This is a genomic window from Alteromonas sp. KUL150 (assembly GCF_009811475.1).
In the GTDB taxonomy this organism is placed as follows: Bacteria; Pseudomonadota; Gammaproteobacteria; order Enterobacterales; family Alteromonadaceae; genus Alteromonas; species Alteromonas gracilis.
The window spans coordinates 19,764-40,024 of record NZ_BLIJ01000031.1; the positions used below are offsets into that span (position 1 = coordinate 19,764).

Sequence of the window (20,261 nt, forward strand, 5' to 3'; positions counted from 1 at the left end):
TCAATTACCTAAGTTGAGCCGACAGGCTAAGCTGAATATTCCTACCCATACCTAATGCATAGCCCTTGTAGGTATCTAAAAAGTCTCGATAAGCCTCATCAGTTACATTATTTACTTTTACGCTAAGCGTAACTGGATGCTTGTTTATCTGTAACTGTGTTGAAGCACCGAGGTTTATCAAATGATATTGTTCTGTCGATGCGGTACCAAAAGGGAGAAAATCGTACTGAGCAAAGGGTTCAAATTTTCCTGCAATCGACTTGTTGTTTTTGTATTCGTGCTCGATAACCAAATTTATATCGCTAAATAATGATAGTTCGCCAAAACTGTAGTTAATTCGCTGATAAAAGCTATTTGCTGGCATTAGTGGCAGCTCAGTACCAACACTAGCTAGTTCACTGTTGATAATATTGGCGTTAAACTCCCAGTCGATATGTTGGGTTATTTTGAAGTTTGCGCCTATCTCAACGCCCTCTATTTGGGCGTCTCCCTGCCTCATTTCAAACAGGGGCAAACCGGACGGCTGATGCGTGGTGCCGGTATCAGCTTGGTAAATGTAGTCTTGAAACGTATTTTGATAAAACGTGATAGATGCCTGTATATTTTGACTTATGTAGTTCAACCCAACTTCTTTGTTGAACGAGTATTCTTCTACTAGTTCGCTGTTGCCAGTTTGATAAGCCGCAACACCACCATGTACACCACCCGCATATAAATCAAAAATAGATGGGGCTCTAAACCCTCTTCCTATTCGTTGAATGAACAGCCAGTTATCACTGAGTTTCCAACTTAAACTCACAGAGCCTGTTAATGCGGTCCAGACTCTACGGTCAAAGTTATTAACCCACTTCTGGCTCTCGTTTTGTGGCTCCAGGGCTATTTTGTCCCATCGGCTACCTAATTCGGCAATGAGAAAATCATTTTCAAACTTTTCGTAAGCATATAAGGCTATGTAGTCTACCGAGGCATCTGGGACCAAGGTGCCAACGTTGGTTGTCTGATCTTTGTATATGTATTCAGCACCGAATTGACCTTTCCACGCTGTACTGTAATCATGCTCAAAAAGCAGCTTACTTTGGGTGCGCACTAACTCAATGTCTAAATCGCTGTTGGCGTTGCTTAACTTTTCGAATGATATTCCTGTGCCAGCAGCGCGCTCATTCTTCTGCCAATTAAGAATAAAATGAACATTCCATTGGTCAGAAAGGTGAAGGGCCATATCAGACAAGACATTCTTGTTGTCTAGATGCTGGCCTGTTGGCACATTATTAGGTTGAAGAAAATTCTGCTCGTTCGAAAAACCTGTGTACCTTACCGTCCAATCGAAAGCATCTGAAACGAACCCGCTAGCCAAACTGATACTTTCAATATCAAAGTTAGTAAACGGTATTTCGCCTGAAAAGCGAGGGAGGCTGCTGACACTCGTTGAATTAATATCTGCAGAAGGTGTTTCAAAGTTATCAGCTTTTTCACGGTGATATGAAGATGCCCACCCCCACTGTGCTTTACCGCCTTCTGCGTGTAAAGACGTACCGAGCTGATCGTTATTAGTGCCGTATTTAAAGCTCAGAAGGGCAGAAGACAACATTGATTCGCTGTACAAGGGAACTTGAGCGCTTATTACATTAACGACACCACCCATAGCATCTGACCCAAAAATAACACTCATAGGCCCGCGTACCACATCTATTCTGTACGCATTAACCGGATCAACAGTTGGTGCATGTCTAATTCCAAACTGTTGAAAGTCTTGAGGCACGCTATCTTGCAACACTCGCACGCGGTTCCCTGTTAAGCCCCTTATCACTGGCTTTCCCGCTTGCCCGCCTGTACTTACCGTATCTACTCCGACCATATGTGCAATTGAGTCGCCTAAAGAAAGGCTGTGATGCCATAACTTGCTTTTACCACTTAAAATAGACGCGGCTATTGCAGTTTCTTCTACTTTCAGTGCCATTGGCGAACCCGTAACGCGGACCCGTTCGATCTCATGCAGATGATTATGAGATTGTGGGGTATCTTGTGCATTTACAAGAGAGCTGATTATTAATCCGATCACGCTCATGGTTACTTTCTTGCTCATTTCACCCTCTCAAACGTTATAACATATCAATGCATGGAAGCGGCTTATCGAAAAAAAGAGCCACCTCTGAGAGGTGGCCAAGTAGTTTCGACCATATCCAAAATGGAAAAGACATGAAGTGCCTTGTAATAAGTTAGGCAACTTCCTGTTTTGAACTGCGCTAACTCACTACGCCTCTATAATATATATCTCAAATACACATTACAATATTGAATAAAGAATTATTTATATTTTTGCTTTTAGTTTTGAAAATTGGAGGAGTGTGAGAGATAGGAACAAGCAGCATTTTATTTAGCATCGCCCTTTAAAAAGCGGTGCTTACGTAAAACTCAAGTGCAGTCCATTTTCTAAAATAAAAAAGCTCTAGCCTTTCTAACGGGCTAAAGCTTCCTGTCGAATTTAATGGCGAGTTACTTATTAATATGCTGAGTTTCTGGTTTAGCCAGCCATTCTCTGCCTTTCAGCATGCCTTCCCAATAAATGGGTGGAAGCAACTTTTCTTTTAAATACCATGCTAGGCGCGACGGTTTCGTACCGTCAAGCACCCACGTCGGCATACTGTTAAGGATTTTTCCGCCGTAGCCAAATTCGGCCAATATCACTTTACCTCGCTCTACAGTAAGCGGGCAGCTGCCATAACCGTTGTAGATGGCTTTATCTGTTTGCACACCGCGCTCGTAAAGCAAGTTATTGGCAACCACTGGGGCTTGCATGCGCGCCGCCGCGGCTGTTTTAGCATTAGGCGCGTTTATGGCGTCGCCAAGGGCAAAAATATTTTCAAACGACTTGTGTTGCAGCGTTGACTGGTCGACATCAATCCAACCAGTGCCATCAACAAGCGGGCTAACTTTGATAAAATCTGGCGGAGACTGGGGCGGAACCGCGTGCAGCATGTCGAACTCAGTTTCAACGAGCGGGGCGTCTGGGTCTGCCACCTTCTTGAATGAAGCCACTTTTGCTTTACCATCAACCTTTACCAACTGGTGTTCAAAGTTAAGCGTTGCGTGGTATTTTTTAACGTATTCCATAAGTGCCGGCACGTATTCTTTTACACCAAAAAGTACGGCACCCGTGTTGTAGAACTCAACGTTAATATCGTTTAACACGCCTTCTTTAAACCAGTGGTCGCATGACATATACATGGCTTTTTGCGGCGCACCTGCACACTTAATTGGCATTGGCGGCTGTGTAAATACTGCCTTCCCCTTTTTAAGGTTTTTTACCAATTCCCATGTGTAGGGCGCCAAGTCAAAACGGTAGTTTGACGTCACACCATTTTCACCTAGGGTTTCGCTTAAGCCTTCCACTTTATTCCAATCTAGCTTAATACCGGGGCAAACCACCAAGTGTTCATATTTAATGGTACGGCAGCCGTCTACCACTATCATGTTTTCTTTTGGCGCAAAGGCCGCTACGCCGGCTTTTATCCATTTAACATTATTAGGAATAACAGAGGCCACTGTGCGCACGGTGTCGTTAGCGTTAAATACGCCCCCGCCTACTAGCGTCCAGCCAGGCTGGTAGTAGTGCACTTCATTGGGCTCTACTATAGCGATATCTAAATCTGGGCATCGCGATTTCAAACTAGATGCAACAGCAACACCCCCCGCGCCCGCCCCTACAATCACTACCGCATGAGAGTGATCGGCATGGTCGCTGGGTGTTTCACCGCCGTTTTTTAGGCGTCGCACTACCCCGCTTAAGTCATAGCCGGCTTTCTGCGACATACAGAGTATGTCTTCATAAGAAAGCGTTTTGGTTGCGGTCATGGCCCATAGGGTAATAGAGCGTGTGCCTGTTCGGCAGTAGGCAAATACGGGACCTTCTAACTTTTGTAAGTTCGCTTCAAACGTTATTGCGTCTTGCTGGGTTACTTTTCCGCTAACTACTGGCTGATATACGCAGGGTAAACCCAGCGACGATGCTTTTGCTTCTATTTCCGCAAAGGTAGGCTGGTCTGCCCCTTCACCATCAGGGCGGTTACAGATAATAGATTTAAACCCTGCTGCTTTTATTGTCTCCAGATCATCCACTGAAATTTGAGGGCAGACAGATAGCTGTTGTGTTACGTTGGCATATTGCATAACTCACCCCTTCAAATGGCATTCACAGGAATTTTAATGAACTGCTTACCGCCTTCAGATTTTTCGCCGAACTGGCCGTTGCGAAGGTTTGCTTGAATGGCGGGTAACAGTAATTTGGGTACCGCAAGGGTTGCATCTCTTGCTTCGCGCTTTTCCACATATTCCTGCAGTGTTACTTCTGGTCGAATTTGCTTGTTCGTTTCCTTGGCCTCTTTAATAGATACCGTTGATAGCGGGGCTACCCCCTCTTTAGGATAATCATGACCAAGGTAAACGGTGGTGTCGTCTGGCAGGGTGAAGAAGCGCTGAATGGTGTTGTAAAGTTGCTCGGCACTGCCACCCGGGAAGTCGCAGCGCGCCGTTCCCAAGTTAGGGGCGAACATGGTGTCGCCTACAAATATTTTGCCGTCTACCAAGAAGCTGGCGCAGGCTGGGGTATGCCCCGGCGTGTGCCATACTTTCACTTCATATTCGCCGATATTGAAGGTGTCGCCTTCTTCGAACAGCACATCGAACTGACTGCCATCGCTCGGCGTGTCGTTGGCCGTCTCAAATACATCTAGCCAGGTATCTAGCACTGTTTTAATACCTGAGCCAATACCAATTTTGCCGCCAATTTTAGATTTTAAATAGTGCGCCGCGGTAATGTGATCGGCGTGCACGTGGGTTTCTAAAATCCACTTATTTTTAAGCTGGTTTTGGTTGATGAAGTCGATAACTTTGTCGGCGCTTTCCATTGACGCGCGACCCGAAAAGATATCGTAATCGGCAACCGAATCTATCACGCCACACTCTTTGGAAGCGGGGTCGAATAGTACGTAGGTAAACGTGGCCGTTTTGTTATCGTAAAAGGTTTCAACGTTCATTGGTGTTCTCCTAAAGAAGTTCTTTGGTCATGATGAAAACGGCAATAACTAGAGTGAAGAATGCAAAGAACTTCTGCAAAGCTGCACCGTCTAGTTTTCCCGCTACCTTCGTGGAGACAGCCATCCCAATAAACGTGGCTACCAGCATAAGCGGCAGCAAAGGCATCTCCAATTGAATTCCGGTTTGTAGGTCGCCAATGAAGCCAAGCAACGACTTTAGGGCGATAATGAATAGCGACGCGCCCACCGCGTTCTTCATGGGCATGCCTAAAATAAGTACCAAGGCAGGTATAATTAGAAAGCCCCCGCCCGCGCCGAGTATGCCGGTAACAACACCAACTACGGCGCCTTCAATAACTATCAGCCCAACGTTGGGTTGTTTATTTTCAATAACCTGGGTTGCTGGCGCCGATTTGCTGTAAGCCTTCTTTAACATCATGGCAGCAGAGGCCAACATCAGCATGGCGAACAGCACCATGATGCCCAGATTTTTATCTATGGTTAGCGATTGAAAAGCGATAGTTTCGGGAATGGCGGGCATTAGGAAAGCCCGTGTTAGATAAACAGCAATGATGGAAGGCACAGCAAATAAAATAGACGCTTTAACGTCAACTAAACCCTCTTTGAAATACCTTACTGCGCCGAATGCGGCTGTGGCACCCACAATAAGCAATGAATAGCCGGTGGCGACATCTGGCGTAACGCCCATTAAGTAAACGAGGATAGGCACGGTAAGGATTGAGCCCCCTCCGCCTATTACGCCTAAAACCATTCCCATAAGAACAGCAGCGATGTAACCAAGAATAATCATATCGACACCTTATTTCATTTTGATATATGATAGAACAAAATATACAATAAAGTATATTCTAAATATATATTTAATTTTTATGGTGCGGTAAAATTCAGCGATTAAGACAATCGCTTTTTTAGATAACCCATGAAAATCAATACTTTTAGTAATTTAGCGTTTCGCGTTTTGATCTATCTCGCGCTACGAAAAAACCAATTGGTAAAGACAGGTGAAATTGCAGATGCGTACTTCGTATCTTTTAATCACTTAAAAAAAGTCATCACCTTGCTTATCGACAATGGATACATTATTGGCACAAAGGGACGCGGGGGCGGCATTCGTCTGGCAAAAGATGCCAAGCTTATAAATATAGGTGAAGTGTTTAGGTTAACCGTAGAAGACGTGGCATTGGCGGAGTGTTTTGCATCACCAACGAATAAATGTGTTATCTCGCCCACATGTCGCTTGAAAACAATTCTTCAAGACGCAGCTGATAAGTTTATTAGCGAGCTTGACCAATTTACACTGCACGATTTGGTGAAAGACAGAGAAGGCGCGCTGGCGATGCATCTTGCCATCGATTTTATAGAAGTTGAATAGAAGTTTTAAGGCTTCTATCTGTACTGTGTTTATCCGCGATAGCGTTACTAACAGAGCATCGCACGAGTAGATTTAGGAGAGAGAATTGGAAAACTGGACATCAACTCCCTTTGAGCCGTTTGCCGGCTTGGCAGGCGGGCTGCTTATTGGTTCATCGGTGGTTTTATTACTGCTTACCCTAGGCCGCATCGCGGGTATTTCAGGTATTGCCGCAGGCGCAATGACAGAGCGCGGCGTTGAACGCTACTGGCGGCTAGCGTTTTTAATAGGTGTTGTGCTATCTGCCGTACTTTATATTGGGTTTACCGGCGGTATGCAGGTTCAAACTCAAATGAGCTCGGCGTGGCTGGTTGTAGCTGGCTTACTCGTAGGTTTTGGTACACGCCTTGGCTCTGGTTGCACATCGGGTCACGGAGTGGCTGGCCTTTCAAGGTTATCACCTCGCTCTATTGTTGCCACGCTCACGTTTATGGGTGCGGCTGTACTTACCACCACAATTATCAGACACCTGTAAATTAACTGAGGAGAGAGAACATGAGAGTAATTATCGCCTCGCTACTTTGTGGGCTGTTGTTTGGCTTAGGCCTGTTAATTTCAGGTATGAGTAACCCTGCTCGCGTGCTTAATTTTTTAGATTTAAGCGCCAACTGGGATGCCACGTTAGCGTTCGTTATGGGCGGCGCCATTTTGGTGGCTGCGCCAGGTATGTATTGGGTGCGCAAGCGCAACAAGCCTTTGTTTGCCGAGAAGTTTGATATACCAACTAGCAAAACTATCGACGCTAAGTTGATATTAGGCTCTGCCGCTTTTGGTATTGGTTGGGGTATCAGTGGTTTTTGCCCAGGCCCTGCCGTAGTTGCTATTGCGTCGCTTCAAACTGATGTGCTGATGTTTGTAGGAGCGATGATCATTGGCATGCTGGCGCAGCATTGGTTGAAGCCTAAATCGGCTTAAAACATAACTGCCTCTTTATGCGGCTTTATCCCCTAGTGGGGATAAAGTCGTAATTGTCCCCACCAAGGGATAAACCGTGGCTGCCACTTACAAAAAGTGCAAATGGCTCACTTAACGATTTGCGGTTTTCCCTTTCAATAAGCCCACACCCAAAGCGGCCATGGTTACGGCAATAACGCCGTTTAGATAGTTGAAAAAGGCATAGGGTGCATAGTCGAGAACCTCAACCCCAAGGGTGGCAGAATAGAATGCTCCCGCTGTTGTCCAAGGAATAAGCCCTGTGGTCATGGTGGCGCCTTCTTCCACTGACCGAGACAACACGGCAGGGTCTAGCTTTTGTTGTTCATATTTTGCTTTGAATAACTGGCAATTTAATATGATTGAGATGTAGGCTTCGCCCATAGCCACATTGCCCAAAAAACCAGAGGCTATGGTTACCGCTATTAAGCTTGCTGTGCGCTTCACCCGTTTGATAATGCCCGCCAACAGCGCCGCTAAAAAACCCGCGCCGTGTAATATACCGCCTAGTGCTATTGCCATTAAGGCCAGAAGTAAAGTCCAGCTCATACTGCTGATGCCGCCCCGCCCTAATAGGGCGTCTAAATTCGCGATCCCGGTATTTTGCGGGGTGTTCTCCCAAAGAGCATTAAGCACATTAATGGTATTGGTGTTTTGGTAGAAAATAGCGATGATGACCGCAAGTAAAATGCTGAATGACATGGTGACTTCAGCCGGGACTTTTTTGATGCTTAGTACCGTAAGTAGCGCCAGAGGTAACAGTGTTATGTAGGGTGCAAGGTTATAGTGCTTGGCAAGCGCTGCTTTAATTTCAAATACCTGACCTGCGTTTAAACTTTCGCTTGCGTAGCTAAAACCTATCACTAAAAAAATGACCAGTGCGAGAAGGAAGCTAGGCACCGTTGTAAACAGCATGCCATACATATGCCGATAGAGGTTCGTGCCCGCACTCATTGCAGCGAGGTTAGTGGTATCAGAAACCGGCGACATTTTATCCCCAAAGGTTGCGCCACACACCACCATTGCCGCCACAATGGGAGACGGTATGTTCATGGCTTCACCAATGCCCGTTAGCACCACGCCCATAGTCCCTACGGTTCCCCACGATGTGCCTGTTGATACCGACATTACCGCACAAAGAATTAACCCCACTGCCAAGAAAACAGTGGGATTTAGCCAACTTAACCCATAATAAATAAGCGTTGAAATAGTGCCGCTTTGCATGAAGCTGGCGATAACCATTCCAATGAGTATGAAGATATAAATTGCCGGCATAGCCCGCGTTAATGCGCTTGTCATTAATTCGCGAATTTGCAAGTACGTGTATCCCAAACTAAAGGCATTCGCCCCAGCCCATAGCAAACATAAAAAGATAAGGGCGTGCAGGCTAATACCCAAGCCGAACAACCCACCTGCTATTAGCGCAACAATAGCGCTAAAACAAAGCAGTGACTGAGCAAAACTGGGATTACGTAAAGACTGAGGCGATGTTAGTGACACGTGGGTACGCTTAAAAGTGAAGTATTGAATTTCAGTATAACGACTTTGCGATGCGTTGTGATGACTTTCACATGCTTTAAGCTTGAGGGGAAACGTTCATGCCTTTTAAAGAAAATGGCCCGCCCTAGAGGATTCGAACCTCTGACCTCGGCCTCCGGAGGGCTAGCAAATAAAACATCACTAATTATCAATAACTTAAACAGCGTCATCGTTATCAAAAAAGCAACGACCACTCATGGTTTACAGAAACTGAAACGCCTAATAAGTAGGTTTCGCATTTTAATAGCGCAGAACCACCAGCACCGGAAGAAGTTGCTATGTTTCACTCTACTACCACCGCCACCAATACCTTGCTCAGCGCTTACGATGAGGGCGACGATATTATAGTGGTAATCAGCGGCAATAAGCCAAAACCTGATGAACGCTGTTTTAGTCGATACACTGGCCGTGGCGAGAGCTATCGTGAGCGGGGGGAGCGTGTTTACCCAGCTGGCTGATGAGATGGGGACCACCATCATGCCGATAGTCTGAGGAGGGGCAATCGCCCCCCACTCGCCTTATGACCTATTCGTATTTTTTCTTTTTGTCATGGCGATAGGCTGCCTGGATAGAATGCTGTTCCATGACGCTGCCAACATGCCTTTCTATTGACTCGCGTAGCCCTTCCATGGCGTTTACTTCATCCAGTGATGCCAGGCAATCAAGAATCCCCTGCGCCATGCTATCGACAGTATCGCCGGCTATAGAACGGCTTACCCCCACCTCAAAGGCGAATTCAATCAAATCTCGGCGCGTCGGGAAAGCTTTGCTCTTTCGCATTTTCAGCGCCATGGCGTTATCGATAGTCGGGTATATGAGCGTGTGAGTAACGTCATAAACTGGGCTCAGTTTTACATCAGTGTGATCTCGGTTGTATTGCAGTGAGAAGTTTTTAAGGTGGGCGTCACCGTTACCAATCAGACAATTAAAGGCCACCAGCGCAAACATCTTGTCTAATTCTTCAGTAGAATGCGTATTGCGGAGTGTAGCCTTCATAACATTCTCATAGGTGCCTCTGTACTTCTGGTCGCCGGTGCGCCCCATGAGCGAGGCATAGTCCTCTATACCGATTTTATTGCCTTCATCGTCGACGTCGAAACGTTCTACCAGGTAATGCTGCAAATCATCCGAGAGCCATACTCGGGGCGTAGTAAGGCCACAGTATTTAGCGCATTTCATACAGACGAACTCGTTTACCGTCAGTAGCGGGAACTCATCATCAAACGTTTTAACGATAACGTCTTTTTGTAAGATGGTAGAGCGGGATACCACCACTTTAGGCTGAACACCGGATGCCATCCCATTGAGGTAATAGCGTTCAAGCAGCTGAGGGAATAGGCTGTCTTTGCCATCCCAATGCAGTATGTCATCGATGGCGATGGGTTCGGGTTCTGGCAGCGCAATGCCAGCATCATAAGATAAGTGGCCGATACCCTTCGCCCCCATCAGCGCCAGCAGGTACATATCATCAACGTTGGCATACCGGATAAGTTTTTCCGAGATATACCGGCGCAGATAGCCCTCTGGCAAGTTTTGCGTGAATATCGGGTGTAGTGCGCCCCGCGTATACGGCTCAGGTTGATAAGGCATCGTTAACGATACCGGTAAATCCTGCCGGGTATATGTGTAGTTAAACTGGGCAGTCCGATTTAATATACCGGATAATTGCCCGGCCACATTGACCTTCAACTGGCGAACCTGTTCGGGCAGTCCGGCGAGAATGGAATTAGTCGTCATCGTAAATAGAATCCAGTTCATCTAATGTCGGGCGGCGATTAACGGGGGTGGCTGTTAATTCTAACCCCATGAGAGTTAAGTACCGCTCCAGCAGCTGCAGTGATCCCTGGTACCGGCCATTCTCGATACGTGATATTTGGGACCGGTCTACTTTAAGTTTGCTGGCAATGTCACCCTGGCTAAAATGCCGACGTTTGCGCTCAGCCATTAACTGGTTACCGATTGATTCTCTGCTCATCTTTTACACCAAAAGTGTGTTTATATATGCACAATCAGTACTATAAGCCAAAAGTGTGCATATATAAACACAATGAAACAAAGTAAAATGAAGTTTTTTGGGGGCAGCTTAGGTTAGTTCATGCTCTGGCTTTACATTGTTCAGCCAGTCCGCCAAGTCGTTCTGAATTTGCTTTAACGTATAATTACCGCTCGCATAACGGTCTTTCCCGAACGTTCAGATACCAACAATGAAGCAGGTCGCAATCAGCGAAAAATTAAAGAAAGCGGCGAGAAGCAAACTGGAGAGTTTGACTAACACAAAACTATCGGAAATATGGCCTACACGATGCCGTATGAAATGACGTCATCAAGAGACCTTTGGTCACAATCTGGTCACAGACTCATTTCTAAGGCTTTATGACCAAAAAAAGCAAAGGGCAAAAAAGAGGGAAATGGCCCGCCCTAGAGGATTCGAACCTCTGACCTCGGCCTCCGGAGGGCCGCGCTCTATCCAGCTGAGCTAAGGGCGGTTTGTACGAACAGTGTAGTCACTGTGTGGCACTTGCATTAGTGCACTACGATATTACACATAGGATGCTAACGGGCGTAATGATACTTATGGCACAGGCTGGCATCAACTCATTTATTAAAATCTCTTTAGACCGCTTGGTTCTAGTGTTAAAAATCCTTACTTTTTATAGGTAATTGGCCTCAAATAGTTGTTCAGACCCAATTTACCGTTATAATCTGGTCAGTTATATTTTAAACAAATTCATCCTTGCCTGGAGACAGATGTGAAATTAAAGACTTGGTTAACTGTGGCTGCTACTGCGCTAACTGTTTTTGCAGCACAAGCACAAGAAATGAGTAATGATGAAATTGCCGAGCGTATTAAACCGCTAGGTCAAGTACACGTTGCAGGTGCAGCAGCACAAGGCAGCGCGGCGGCAGCAGGCGGCGCAAAATCTGGTGAAGACGTTTACAACTCAGCGTGTGTTGCATGTCACGCAGCAGGCGTATTGGGCGCACCTAAGCTTCAAAATGCAGCTGACTGGCAGCCTCGTCTGGATGAGCGCGGTCTTGACGGTGTATGGCAAAACGCATTGAACGGTATTAACGCCATGCCTCCTCGCGGAACATGCGGAAACTGTTCTGATGACGAAATTAAAGCAGCGATCGAGTATATGATTGAGGGTATCTAATACCCGCACAATCCCTACAACTTGATGGAAAAAGTAGCGTTTTACCTGCTATTCGGGTAATTTAACCTGTTGGGGTAACGTTACTTTTTAACTGGCGAGCGGAATGTCAAAAGATTCGACGCAATATGAGTTGACGGAAGAAGAGTTGCGCGAACTTATACCGCAGCTTCAGCAACTCACCGACAAGTATAAGCGCGCTGAACGTGTTCAGAAGGCGCTTTTTGATATTTCTGAACTTGCCAGTTCTGTAAGCCACCTAAACCGCCTTTACTCCGCTATTCATGAAATCATTGCCGACTTCATGAACGCAGACAACTTCTTTGTTGCCTTTTACGAGCCAGAAACCCACGTTGTCGATTTTGCTTACTTTGTTGATGAGTTCGACGAAAAAACCGTTAGGCAATTACCCGCTGAACAGCTCATGGATGGCATGACCGGTTATATTCTGAAAACCGGCAATCATTTATTCTACAAACGCGATGACGAGGAACGTTTAGCTGCCGAATACGGTATTAAACTGGTAGGTTCACAACCCGTTGAATGGCTGGGCGTACCGCTAAAACGCGGCAGTCAAGTCATTGGGGCAATGGTAGTGCAAACCTATGATGAAGGCGTGCATTATTCACAAGAAGATTTAGAGGTCCTGCTTTTCGTTTCACAGCATATTGTGACCACGGTAGACCGAGTAAAAAATAGAGAGCTCACCGAGCGTACCATCCGCGAAAGAACCCGTCAGCTGCGAAAAATTAATGATGACCTACAGGAAGAAATTCTTGAGCGCCAGAAAGTAGAGTCGTTGCAACAAGCACTTTTCGAGATTTCTGAGCTTGCCGCTAATCTTGAAGGGGATATGGATGCGTTTTATTCCAGTTTGCATGAGATTTTGGCAAGGCTAATTAGTGCACCCAACTGCTATATAGCGATTCACAATAAAGAAGAGGACTTGTTAGAGTTCCCTTACTTTAGCGATACTAAACAAAGTGAAATTAATACCAGGCCCCTTGGGTTGGGGCTGACCGAGTTTGTATTGCGCTCTGGGCAGGCAGAGCTTATCAACCCGCCAAGGGTGCTGGAGCTTGCAGAGTCAGGAGAGATTGACGTCTCTGTAGCGCAAACGATGTTGAATAGCGCAAACTCATGGCTAGGCTCGCCACTTGTTGTTGATGGTGAAATAGCGGGAGTGATCGCAGTACAAACCTACGGAAAATTAGCGAAATACAATTTACGTGATCAAGAGCTTCTCCGTTTTGTATCTCACCATATTGCCGTTGCCATTGAGCGTAAGCGCAACACAGAATCAATGCAGCGCTATAACGTGCAGCTTGAAGAACGTGTTAAAGAGCGCACTGCCGAACTTAATCGCACCAACAAGTTCTTAAAACAGCAGATTGAAGAGCGTAAAGAAATTGAGCTTAAGCTTATTCACGATGCGCATCACGATGCCTTAACTGACTTGCCTAACCGTTCCATGTTTACCAGCCGCTTGGAGCTTGCCATAGCCAGCAAGCAACGTTACAGCGATAGCATGTTTGCGGTACTGTTTATTGACTTAGACAGATTTAAGGTTATTAACGACACCCTCGGCCACCACGCTGGCGACGAGTTCCTTATCGAAGTAGCCCGACGTATAACGCTGTGTATTCGCGGCCATGACTTGCTGGCCCGTTTAGGCGGCGATGAGTTTGTTGTGCTTCTGGATAACTTTGAAGATGAGGCTGACGTAGAAGAAGTCGCTAACCGCATTATTTCGTCTATTTCTGAGCCGTTTTTACTTGATGGCCGAGAAATGTATTCTGGCGCAAGCATAGGTATCGCTCATCTAGAGAGCTATTATCGCAGCGCAGATGAAGTATTACGTGATGCTGACGCTGCCATGTATCAAGCAAAGACTCTCGGCCGCGGTCGCTTTGTGATGTTCGATAAAAGTATGCGAGACAGGCTTATTGAAGAGCTTGAGCTTGAAAATGAATTTAGGCGAGCACTACGAGAAGAAGAGTTCGACTACTTTCTGCAGCCTGTCATCAAGCTTAACGATAACAGCACACTTTACAGAGAGATGTATGTCCGCTGGTCACACCCCGCTTATGGAAAGATAGCCAGAGAGCAATTCAGGCAAGTGGCCGAGCAAAGTGGGCTTACGTTAGACCTCGATCTGTTCCAGCTCACAAAAGCCTGCGAGTTGCTTAACCACTACGCTACGTCCGATGAGCCTATCAACAAGATTGCGGTGAACGTTTCAATAAACCATTTATTACAAGCCTCTATGGTGAACCAAATGCTAAATGTAATAGAAACCTCTGGCATCACTCCGAATCAATTAGTGCTCGAATTTGATGAAAACGATTTAAACCGACGCTCTCAGTTCATCCTTCCTGCTATTAAGAAATTAAAGCGTGCAGGCGTGACTTTGGTGTTAGACAACTTCGGAAGTGGCTTGGCCTCGCTAAGTTACTTGTTTGCCTACCCCTTCGACTTTATAAAAATTGATCATCGGTTTGTGAAGTCACTTCCCCGCTCTCAACGTAATTTGAAACTTATTCAGTCTGTCATGCTTATTTCTGAGCATTTGAAGTTTCAGGTTATTGCAGAGGGTGTTGACTCTCAAGCCCAGCTTGATGCCCTTAATGACATTGAGTGTATTTATGGGCAAGGCAAAGTATTGAAGCATGCAAGAGTGCTTGATATGGCTTCACTAGCAATTTAAAAGTAAGCATTTACTATTATCTAACAGCATTAAATTAGCGCTCCTTCTCTAATTTTTACTTTTTACTTTTTACTTTTTACCAAGAATATCTCGAAGATTAGCGATACCCACCTGCCCTTTTTGCTGACGCTCTTCTTTGGTAGCTTTGGGCTTTTGATTTTCCCACTGGAGATCATCGGGCGGAAGTTCGAATAAGAACCGGCTCGGCTCTGGATTAATGACTTCTCCGAACTGCCGACGCTCTTTGGCATGGCTGAAGATGAGCTCACGCTGTGCTCGGGTAATGCCTACATACGCAAGCCTACGCTCTTCTTCAACATTATCCTCATCAATACTGCTTTGGTGAGGTAACAGTCCTTCTTCCATGCCCACTAAGAATACAATAGGAAACTCCAAACCTTTGGAGGCATGCAGGGTCATGAGCTGAACTTGGTCCCCTTCCCCGTCGTCTTCGCCTCGCTCCATCATGTCACGAAGAATAAGGCGGTTCACCACCTCAGTTAGCGTCATAGGCTGATCTAGGTCGTTACCTTCCAACATGTCGTTAACCCAACCAAATAACGTACTTACGTTGGCCATGGCCATTTCAGCGGCTTTGGGGCTGGCACTCGTTTCATACAGCCACTCTTCATATCCCATGGTGCGGATCATCGTCCGAACGGCTTCTGCGGTATTGCCACGTTCTGCGTTATCCGATAACTCAACCACCCAGCGTGCAAAGGCAGAAACTGAATGAAAGGCTTTATCGGGCAGCACGCTATTTAAGTTAGGGTGCGTCGCCGCTTCAAACATTGACACGCCTAAGCTATTGGCAAAGTTACCTAGTTTTTCAAGCGTGGCGCGGCCTATACCTCTTCCAGGCGTGTTAATGATACGCAGCAAAGCGTTATCATCGTCCTGATTCACTAATAGCCGCAAATAGGCCATGATGTCTTTCACTTCGGCCCGGCCAAAGAAAGACATACCGCCGCTTATCTTATAAGGGATGCGGTTACTCATGAGCAATTTTTCGAAGATACGGCTTTGATGATTTCCGCGATATAAAATGGCGTAGTCTTTAAATTGAGTGCGGTTCATAAACTTATGAGCCAGCAATTCTGCCACTACACGCTCGCCTTCATGCTCTTCGTTTTTCGCCTCAATAACTTTTAGCGGTTCACCGTACTGCAACTCTGAAAACAGGGTTTTGTCGAACAGGTGCGGATTGTTTTGGATAAGAATATTCGCGCAATGCAGGATACGGCCTGACGAGCGATAGTTTTGCTGCAGCTTAATAACGTTTAAACGGGGAAAATCCTGCTGCAACAAATGCAGGTTCTGTGGCTTTGCGCCCCGCCACGAATAAATAGACTGGTCGTCGTCGCCAACCACGGTAAAGCGTGCACGCTCGCCCACCAATAATTTTACTAGCTCATACTGGCTGGTGTTAGTGTCTTGATATTCGTCTACCAGCAAATAGCGAATTTTACTTTGCCACTTTGCTCTTATTGCTTCACTGCTTTTTAGCAGTAGTGTGGGAAGCAAAATAAGGTCGTCGAAGTCGAGCGCGTTATAGGCCTTTAAATTGTCTTGGTATCGCTTGTAGGCTTCTGCAAACTCTCGTTCACCCGTGCTGGTTGCCGACCGTAGTAAGGCATCGGGCAAGATAAGGTCATTTTTCCAATTCGAAATGCAGCTTTGTAAAAGCTGAAGCTGATCTTTGTCGCCATCCAAAGTGTCAGACGTTAAATCATTAAGCAGAGCAAACGAGTCTTTATCATCGAACAACGAAAAGCCTGGTTTTAACCCTAAGTCTTTCACGTGGGCTTTGATAATGGTTAAGCCCATAGTGTGGAAGGTAGACACTTTGAGCCCGCGCGCCTCGGGCTTGCCCAGAGTCTGCGCCACACGTTCTTTCATTTCACGAGCAGCTTTGTTAGTAAAGGTAACAGCCGCGATATACCGGGCTGGCATATCACAGTTTCGCACTAAATGAGCAATCTTGTTGGTAATTACACGGGTTTTACCACTGCCTGCCCCAGCCAGTACCAAACATGGCCCAGACACGTAGGTTACGGCAGATTCTTGAGCTTCATTTAGTTTCATTTAATTCCTAAAACAACGTTCACGAGGGTTCAACACAGTTTTCATTGCATGTCGTGTCGATACCGATAGAATAGCTTTAATATTTTGAGCTGCGCATTATAAGGGAATTCCATGTTGGATCCGAAGAAACTCGAAGATTTAGCGAAACAAATTGCTGATGCCGTACCACCCGGCGTAAAAAACATGGCTGAAGAAGCTGAAGCCCGCGTAAAAACTGTTTTGCAGTCGCAGTTATCTAAGCTTGATTTAGTGACACGTGAAGAATTTGATATTCAAAGCCAGGTGCTTATTCGCACCCGTGAAAAACTAGACGCGATGGAAGGACGTATTGCTGAGCTTGAAGCAAAGCTAGCAGAAAAGTAGACATTGGTACTTCTAGAAACCTGAAAGCGCCTTTACGGCGCTTTTTTGTTGAACTATATGAACCGAAATATTAAATCTATAACTGCTCTTTTTTCCAAGGTTTTTTAAGCCCTTGGAAGGCTACATCAAGATCTCTAAACCTTTCTGTTCAACAAGGTTTAAAAGCTTTAGAGATGTGCCTCGAGGCTTTTTGCTTCCTTGCTCCCACTGCTTTATGGTCGAAGGCGTAATATTTAGATAGGCAGCAAAAACGGCTTGGCTTACTCTGGCTCTTTCACGTATAGCTTTTATCCGCTGTCCGTCATATTGCTCAACTTTAGGTAAACATAATGCATCGAATTGATACATGGTCTGCTTATCCATAATTCCAGCTTCGCTCAGATCTTTTGCCGTACGGTGTACTACATCTAAAATGCCATCTTTCATCTTATCTCACCTCTTCAACACTACCTGAATCAATAGCTTTTTTAAGCTGCTCATCGCTATAGTTAAATAGCTCTTTAGCCAAGAGTTTTAAAGCCTTCATGTCTTTGACACTAACGTTTGAACGAGTACTTTTGGAAAAGCCGTAGATAAAAAAGGCTTTAGTATCAACTTGAAATGCTATTAGGGTTCTTAAACTTCCACTTTTACCTCGCCCACCACTAGGTACGCGTTTCTTAAAAACATTCGCACCTAAATCTGCGTCAACTAATCCCTGTTGCATCTCTGCAATTGCTACTTTTAGCAAGCTATCTGATAAGCCTTCTTTGCTCGCCAATCTCTTAAACCACTTTAATTTATATATGCGTATAGATTCCATTCGACACCAAAAGTATAACACTTAGTATTACACTTTGTGCACAAATTTTAAAATACTCAATGAGTAAAGCGTGTACCTGTTTAAGCTAGCAAACACTTTAAACGGGCTATCGATAAGGAAAAATGGGACTTTGGTACAGGTTGAAGCAGGCTTTTAGCGCTGTAATTTATAAAAATTATACCAGCGCTAAATAGCTACCAATGTTGTTGATAAGTTTTACCTTACTAAACCAAATAAAAATGAAAGGCTGTACCTAGGGTAATGGCTAAGCCGATATAGTGGTTTTCAATAAACGCGGTAAAGCAGCCTTCACGCTGGCGGCGTTTAATAAGTTGATATTGACGCACACATAGTAAAGCCGAAAACAGAACGGCGAGATAGTAAGGCCATGTGGCATTAATAGCGCAGCCTATAAACCATAGAATGGTTAGCGCCAAGGCTTGCAGCAGCATGACTATCAGCACGTCGTTTTTACCAAACAATATGGCGGTAGACTTAACACCTATTTGCAAGTCGTCGTCGCGGTCTACCATGGCGTACATGGTGTCGTACGCTACTGTCCATAGTAAGTTGGCAACGAACAACCACCACGCGTAGGTAGGTACAGTTTCCAACACTGCCATAAAAGCCATAGGAATGGCCCAGCCAAAGGCGGCACCTAAAACCACCTGCGGTAAGTGGGTATAACGCTTCATGAAGGGATAGCTTGCAGCCAGAAGCAAAGCAATAACCGACAGCGCAATGGTTTGCCAATTGAGAAACAGCACGAGCACAAATGCTATGGCGATAAGCACGCCAAATAGCTGAAGCGCTTGTTTAGATGTGACCTCTCCGGTTGCCAACGGTCGCTGCGCCGTGCGCTTTACACTTCCGTCCACTTTTCTGTCTGCATAGTCATTAATCACGCAGCCTGCTGAACGCATTACGATAACGCCGGCCACAAAAATTAGCGTTATACCTAACGAAGGCAAGCCCTGAGCAGCCATTAAAAGCGCCCACAGGGTTGGCCATAGTAGTAAGTAAATACCTACGGGTTTATCTAAGCGCATGAGTCGCGCGTACGCATTCCAATTGTGCTTCATAATTGTTTTTCGCTTTGTATGTTGCTGCCCGCGGGCTGACGATAAGCCGGACAAGCCGGAAGGAAAACCTCGGCCACTATCATGCTGTAACTGTCTAACGTAAACAACGACCGTCTGCCCCACAAAGTTTCATTGCTGCTTATACCAAATTGCGAAGCCGAAACCTGGCATACTTCAAAGGCAGAGCGGATAAAGCGCGCATCATTAAAAAGACGCTTTCCCAACGGCTCTTGACCTAGGTTCGATAACTCACTATCAACAAATGCCTGGGGAATGATAGAGCGCGCAAATACCCAAGGGGTGTGATCGCCACACAGCAATATTTCTCGGGCTTGATAGCTGGTTTCTCCGTTAACGTGCAAAAGAGACAATTCGTTACTATGAGGGGTTTGAGTTTGTTGACCTAATAGCTCTAACGCAAAATGTTCGCTTGAAGATTGCACACGCTCGGTAAGTGAACCCGTGTCTAATAGCCAGCTGTTAAGCTGTAAATGAGGAATTGTGACGTCAGACGGTGCTTGCCAGTTAACCGGCAGACCCACTGGAAAAGTGGCATTAAAACTCACACGAAAAACCCGAATAATGAATCTGTTAGTATGATAACACGTCATATTCAAATATTTTCATTAGGTTAAACTTTTGCAGTAGTGTGTTTAATCTGAGTTTTGCTAAACTACTAGAGAATTTTTAACTTTGGTGTTCCGGACTTCACTATGCTTAAGTCGTTAGTTTTACGTGTTTTTGCACTTGGTTTGTTGGTTATCTGCAGTAACGCGGCAGTGGCACAAGATAAATCCAATTTTGCCTATTTAAGTTTAGAGCCAGAAATTGTTACAAACTACATTAGCGACAGTGCACAAAAGCTAGGCTACGTTCGCGTATCTGTGGAATTGATGATCAACGATGTGAGTCAATTGGAAATTGCCGAGCACCATCTACCTTTGCTGCGTTCGACAGCAATTGAGATATTCGGCCAGCAGCCAGCGGAAAAGGTCAAATCACTTACCGGCCGTGAAGACATCCGACGCGCCATTCTGAAAGCTCTTCAAGAACATATGGTTCAAGAAACCGGTGGCGAAGTGGTGAAAAACGTTATCTTCACGAAGTACCTATATCAAGGCGGTTAAGCT

The 20,261-nt window shown here is 45.6% G+C and carries 20 protein-coding genes and 1 tRNA gene; 8 read left to right on the forward strand and 13 right to left on the reverse strand.

Annotated elements, in window-relative coordinates; genetic code table 11:
* Positions 1–4: 4 nt before the first annotated feature.
* The 4 genes from GVO62_RS06870 to GVO62_RS06885 all read right to left on the reverse strand — a co-directional run bounded on the left by GVO62_RS06870 (position 5) and on the right by GVO62_RS06885 (position 5,844).
* Positions 5–2,083: a TonB-dependent receptor gene (locus tag GVO62_RS06870; protein WP_159118325.1), complete on the reverse strand. Its 2,079-nt coding sequence runs from the start codon at positions 2,081–2,083 to the stop codon at positions 5–7.
* Between the two features lie 410 nt (positions 2,084–2,493).
* On the reverse strand, positions 2,494–4,167 hold the full coding sequence (locus GVO62_RS06875) for a bifunctional protein tyrosine phosphatase family protein/NAD(P)/FAD-dependent oxidoreductase (RefSeq protein WP_159118326.1): 1,674 nt from the start codon (positions 4,165–4,167) through the stop codon (positions 2,494–2,496).
* Between the two features lie 11 nt (positions 4,168–4,178).
* Positions 4,179–5,033: an MBL fold metallo-hydrolase gene (locus GVO62_RS06880; RefSeq protein ID WP_159118327.1), complete on the reverse strand. Its 855-nt coding sequence runs from the start codon at positions 5,031–5,033 to the stop codon at positions 4,179–4,181.
* Positions 5,034–5,043: 10 nt separating this feature from the next.
* On the reverse strand, positions 5,044–5,844 hold the full coding sequence (locus GVO62_RS06885) for a sulfite exporter TauE/SafE family protein (RefSeq protein ID WP_159118328.1): 801 nt from the start codon (positions 5,842–5,844) through the stop codon (positions 5,044–5,046).
* Between the two features lie 129 nt (positions 5,845–5,973).
* Between GVO62_RS06885 and GVO62_RS06890 the strand changes: the two genes are divergently transcribed.
* From GVO62_RS06890 to GVO62_RS06900, 3 genes are all read left to right on the forward strand, one after another.
* Positions 5,974–6,426 carry an RrF2 family transcriptional regulator gene (locus GVO62_RS06890; protein WP_159118329.1) on the forward strand — a complete coding sequence of 151 codons (453 nt, stop codon included), beginning with the start codon at positions 5,974–5,976 and terminating at the stop codon, positions 6,424–6,426.
* 85 nt (positions 6,427–6,511) lie between these two features.
* Positions 6,512–6,940 (forward strand): YeeE/YedE family protein, encoded by a 429-nt coding sequence (locus GVO62_RS06895; RefSeq protein ID WP_159118330.1) that lies wholly within the window; start codon positions 6,512–6,514, stop codon positions 6,938–6,940.
* A gap of 20 nt (positions 6,941–6,960) precedes the next feature.
* The gene (locus GVO62_RS06900) at positions 6,961–7,380 is read left to right on the forward strand and encodes a DUF6691 family protein (RefSeq protein ID WP_159118331.1); all 420 of its coding nucleotides are present in this window, start codon (positions 6,961–6,963) and stop codon (positions 7,378–7,380) included.
* Positions 7,381–7,491: 111 nt separating this feature from the next.
* Here the strand turns inward: GVO62_RS06900 and nhaC are convergent, their stop codons facing one another.
* Complete coding sequence (gene nhaC, locus GVO62_RS06905) at positions 7,492–8,898, reverse strand: Na+/H+ antiporter NhaC (protein ID WP_159118332.1); 1,407 nt, start codon at positions 8,896–8,898, stop codon at positions 7,492–7,494.
* A gap of 317 nt (positions 8,899–9,215) precedes the next feature.
* Between nhaC and GVO62_RS06910 the strand changes: the two genes are divergently transcribed.
* Entirely contained in the window at positions 9,216–9,395 is a 180-nt protein-coding gene (locus GVO62_RS06910; protein WP_159118333.1) for a hypothetical protein, read from the forward strand.
* Positions 9,396–9,462: 67 nt separating this feature from the next.
* Here GVO62_RS06910 and GVO62_RS06915 read toward each other — a convergent pair whose 3' ends face one another.
* The 3 genes from GVO62_RS06915 to GVO62_RS06925 form a co-directional block, all read right to left on the reverse strand.
* Entirely contained in the window at positions 9,463–10,695 is a 1,233-nt protein-coding gene (locus GVO62_RS06915) for a type II toxin-antitoxin system HipA family toxin (RefSeq protein WP_308469235.1), read from the reverse strand.
* Positions 10,664–10,912, reverse strand: a complete 249-nt coding sequence (locus GVO62_RS19675; RefSeq protein WP_159118335.1) for a helix-turn-helix transcriptional regulator — start codon at positions 10,910–10,912, stop codon at positions 10,664–10,666. The genes GVO62_RS06915 and GVO62_RS19675 overlap by 32 nt, the downstream gene beginning before the upstream one ends.
* Positions 10,913–11,346: 434 nt before the next feature.
* A tRNA-Arg gene (locus GVO62_RS06925) sits at positions 11,347–11,423 on the reverse strand.
* 264 nt (positions 11,424–11,687) lie between these two features.
* Between GVO62_RS06925 and GVO62_RS06930 the strand changes: the two genes are divergently transcribed.
* Positions 11,688–12,095, forward strand: a complete 408-nt coding sequence (locus tag GVO62_RS06930; protein WP_159118336.1) for a c-type cytochrome — start codon at positions 11,688–11,690, stop codon at positions 12,093–12,095.
* Positions 12,096–12,198: 103 nt separating this feature from the next.
* Entirely contained in the window at positions 12,199–14,799 is a 2,601-nt protein-coding gene (locus GVO62_RS06935) for a sensor domain-containing phosphodiesterase (RefSeq protein ID WP_159118337.1), read from the forward strand.
* Between the two features lie 69 nt (positions 14,800–14,868).
* Here GVO62_RS06935 and rep read toward each other — a convergent pair whose 3' ends face one another.
* Entirely contained in the window at positions 14,869–16,884 is a 2,016-nt protein-coding gene (gene rep / locus GVO62_RS06940) for a DNA helicase Rep (RefSeq protein WP_105929835.1), read from the reverse strand.
* A gap of 111 nt (positions 16,885–16,995) precedes the next feature.
* Here rep and ubiK point away from each other — a divergent pair, with 111 nt between their 5' ends.
* Complete coding sequence (gene ubiK / locus GVO62_RS06945; RefSeq protein ID WP_105929834.1) at positions 16,996–17,247, forward strand: ubiquinone biosynthesis accessory factor UbiK; 252 nt, start codon at positions 16,996–16,998, stop codon at positions 17,245–17,247.
* Positions 17,248–17,367: 120 nt separating this feature from the next.
* Here ubiK and GVO62_RS06950 read toward each other — a convergent pair whose 3' ends face one another.
* The 4 genes from GVO62_RS06950 to GVO62_RS06965 all read right to left on the reverse strand — a co-directional run bounded on the left by GVO62_RS06950 (position 17,368) and on the right by GVO62_RS06965 (position 19,697).
* Complete coding sequence (locus tag GVO62_RS06950) at positions 17,368–17,673, reverse strand: helix-turn-helix domain-containing protein (protein WP_105929833.1); 306 nt, start codon at positions 17,671–17,673, stop codon at positions 17,368–17,370.
* 1 nt (position 17,674) lies between these two features.
* The gene (locus tag GVO62_RS06955) at positions 17,675–18,049 is read right to left on the reverse strand and encodes a type II toxin-antitoxin system RelE/ParE family toxin (RefSeq protein WP_159118338.1); all 375 of its coding nucleotides are present in this window, start codon (positions 18,047–18,049) and stop codon (positions 17,675–17,677) included.
* A gap of 224 nt (positions 18,050–18,273) precedes the next feature.
* On the reverse strand, positions 18,274–19,131 hold the full coding sequence (ubiA, locus tag GVO62_RS06960; protein WP_159118339.1) for a 4-hydroxybenzoate octaprenyltransferase: 858 nt from the start codon (positions 19,129–19,131) through the stop codon (positions 18,274–18,276).
* The gene (locus tag GVO62_RS06965; protein WP_159118340.1) at positions 19,128–19,697 is read right to left on the reverse strand and encodes a chorismate--pyruvate lyase family protein; all 570 of its coding nucleotides are present in this window, start codon (positions 19,695–19,697) and stop codon (positions 19,128–19,130) included. The genes ubiA and GVO62_RS06965 overlap by 4 nt, the downstream gene beginning before the upstream one ends.
* Positions 19,698–19,844: 147 nt before the next feature.
* On the opposite strand from GVO62_RS06965, the gene GVO62_RS06970 reads away from it, so the two are divergent.
* Positions 19,845–20,258: a flagellar basal body-associated protein FliL gene (locus tag GVO62_RS06970; protein ID WP_159118341.1), complete on the forward strand. Its 414-nt coding sequence runs from the start codon at positions 19,845–19,847 to the stop codon at positions 20,256–20,258.
* Positions 20,259–20,261: the final 3 nt, after the last annotated feature.

What these genes read in the sequence shown, in the direction of transcription:
- GVO62_RS06885 (WP_159118328.1), bottom strand. Translation starts at nt 5,844, where the DNA reads ATGATTATTCTTGGTTACATCGCTGCTGTTCTTATGGGAATGGTTTTA.
- GVO62_RS06950 (WP_105929833.1), bottom strand. Translation starts at nt 17,673, where the DNA reads ATGAAAGATGGCATTTTAGATGTAGTACACCGTACGGCAAAAGATCTG.
- GVO62_RS06870 (WP_159118325.1), bottom strand. Translation starts at nt 2,083, where the DNA reads ATGAGCAAGAAAGTAACCATGAGCGTGATCGGATTAATAATCAGCTCT.
- rep (WP_105929835.1), bottom strand. Translation starts at nt 16,884, where the DNA reads ATGAAACTAAATGAAGCTCAAGAATCTGCCGTAACCTACGTGTCTGGG.
- GVO62_RS06900 (WP_159118331.1), top strand. Translation starts at nt 6,961, where the DNA reads ATGAGAGTAATTATCGCCTCGCTACTTTGTGGGCTGTTGTTTGGCTTA.
- ubiK (WP_105929834.1), top strand. Translation starts at nt 16,996, where the DNA reads ATGTTGGATCCGAAGAAACTCGAAGATTTAGCGAAACAAATTGCTGAT.
- GVO62_RS06880 (WP_159118327.1), bottom strand. Translation starts at nt 5,033, where the DNA reads ATGAACGTTGAAACCTTTTACGATAACAAAACGGCCACGTTTACCTAC.
- GVO62_RS19675 (WP_159118335.1), bottom strand. Translation starts at nt 10,912, where the DNA reads ATGAGCAGAGAATCAATCGGTAACCAGTTAATGGCTGAGCGCAAACGT.
- GVO62_RS06935 (WP_159118337.1), top strand. Translation starts at nt 12,199, where the DNA reads ATGTCAAAAGATTCGACGCAATATGAGTTGACGGAAGAAGAGTTGCGC.
- GVO62_RS06915 (WP_308469235.1), bottom strand. Translation starts at nt 10,695, where the DNA reads ATGAACTGGATTCTATTTACGATGACGACTAATTCCATTCTCGCCGGA.
- GVO62_RS06910 (WP_159118333.1), top strand. Translation starts at nt 9,216, where the DNA reads ATGTTTCACTCTACTACCACCGCCACCAATACCTTGCTCAGCGCTTAC.
- GVO62_RS06890 (WP_159118329.1), top strand. Translation starts at nt 5,974, where the DNA reads ATGAAAATCAATACTTTTAGTAATTTAGCGTTTCGCGTTTTGATCTAT.
- ubiA (WP_159118339.1), bottom strand. Translation starts at nt 19,131, where the DNA reads ATGAAGCACAATTGGAATGCGTACGCGCGACTCATGCGCTTAGATAAA.
- GVO62_RS06875 (WP_159118326.1), bottom strand. Translation starts at nt 4,167, where the DNA reads ATGCAATATGCCAACGTAACACAACAGCTATCTGTCTGCCCTCAAATT.
- GVO62_RS06970 (WP_159118341.1), top strand. Translation starts at nt 19,845, where the DNA reads ATGCTTAAGTCGTTAGTTTTACGTGTTTTTGCACTTGGTTTGTTGGTT.
- GVO62_RS06955 (WP_159118338.1), bottom strand. Translation starts at nt 18,049, where the DNA reads ATGGAATCTATACGCATATATAAATTAAAGTGGTTTAAGAGATTGGCG.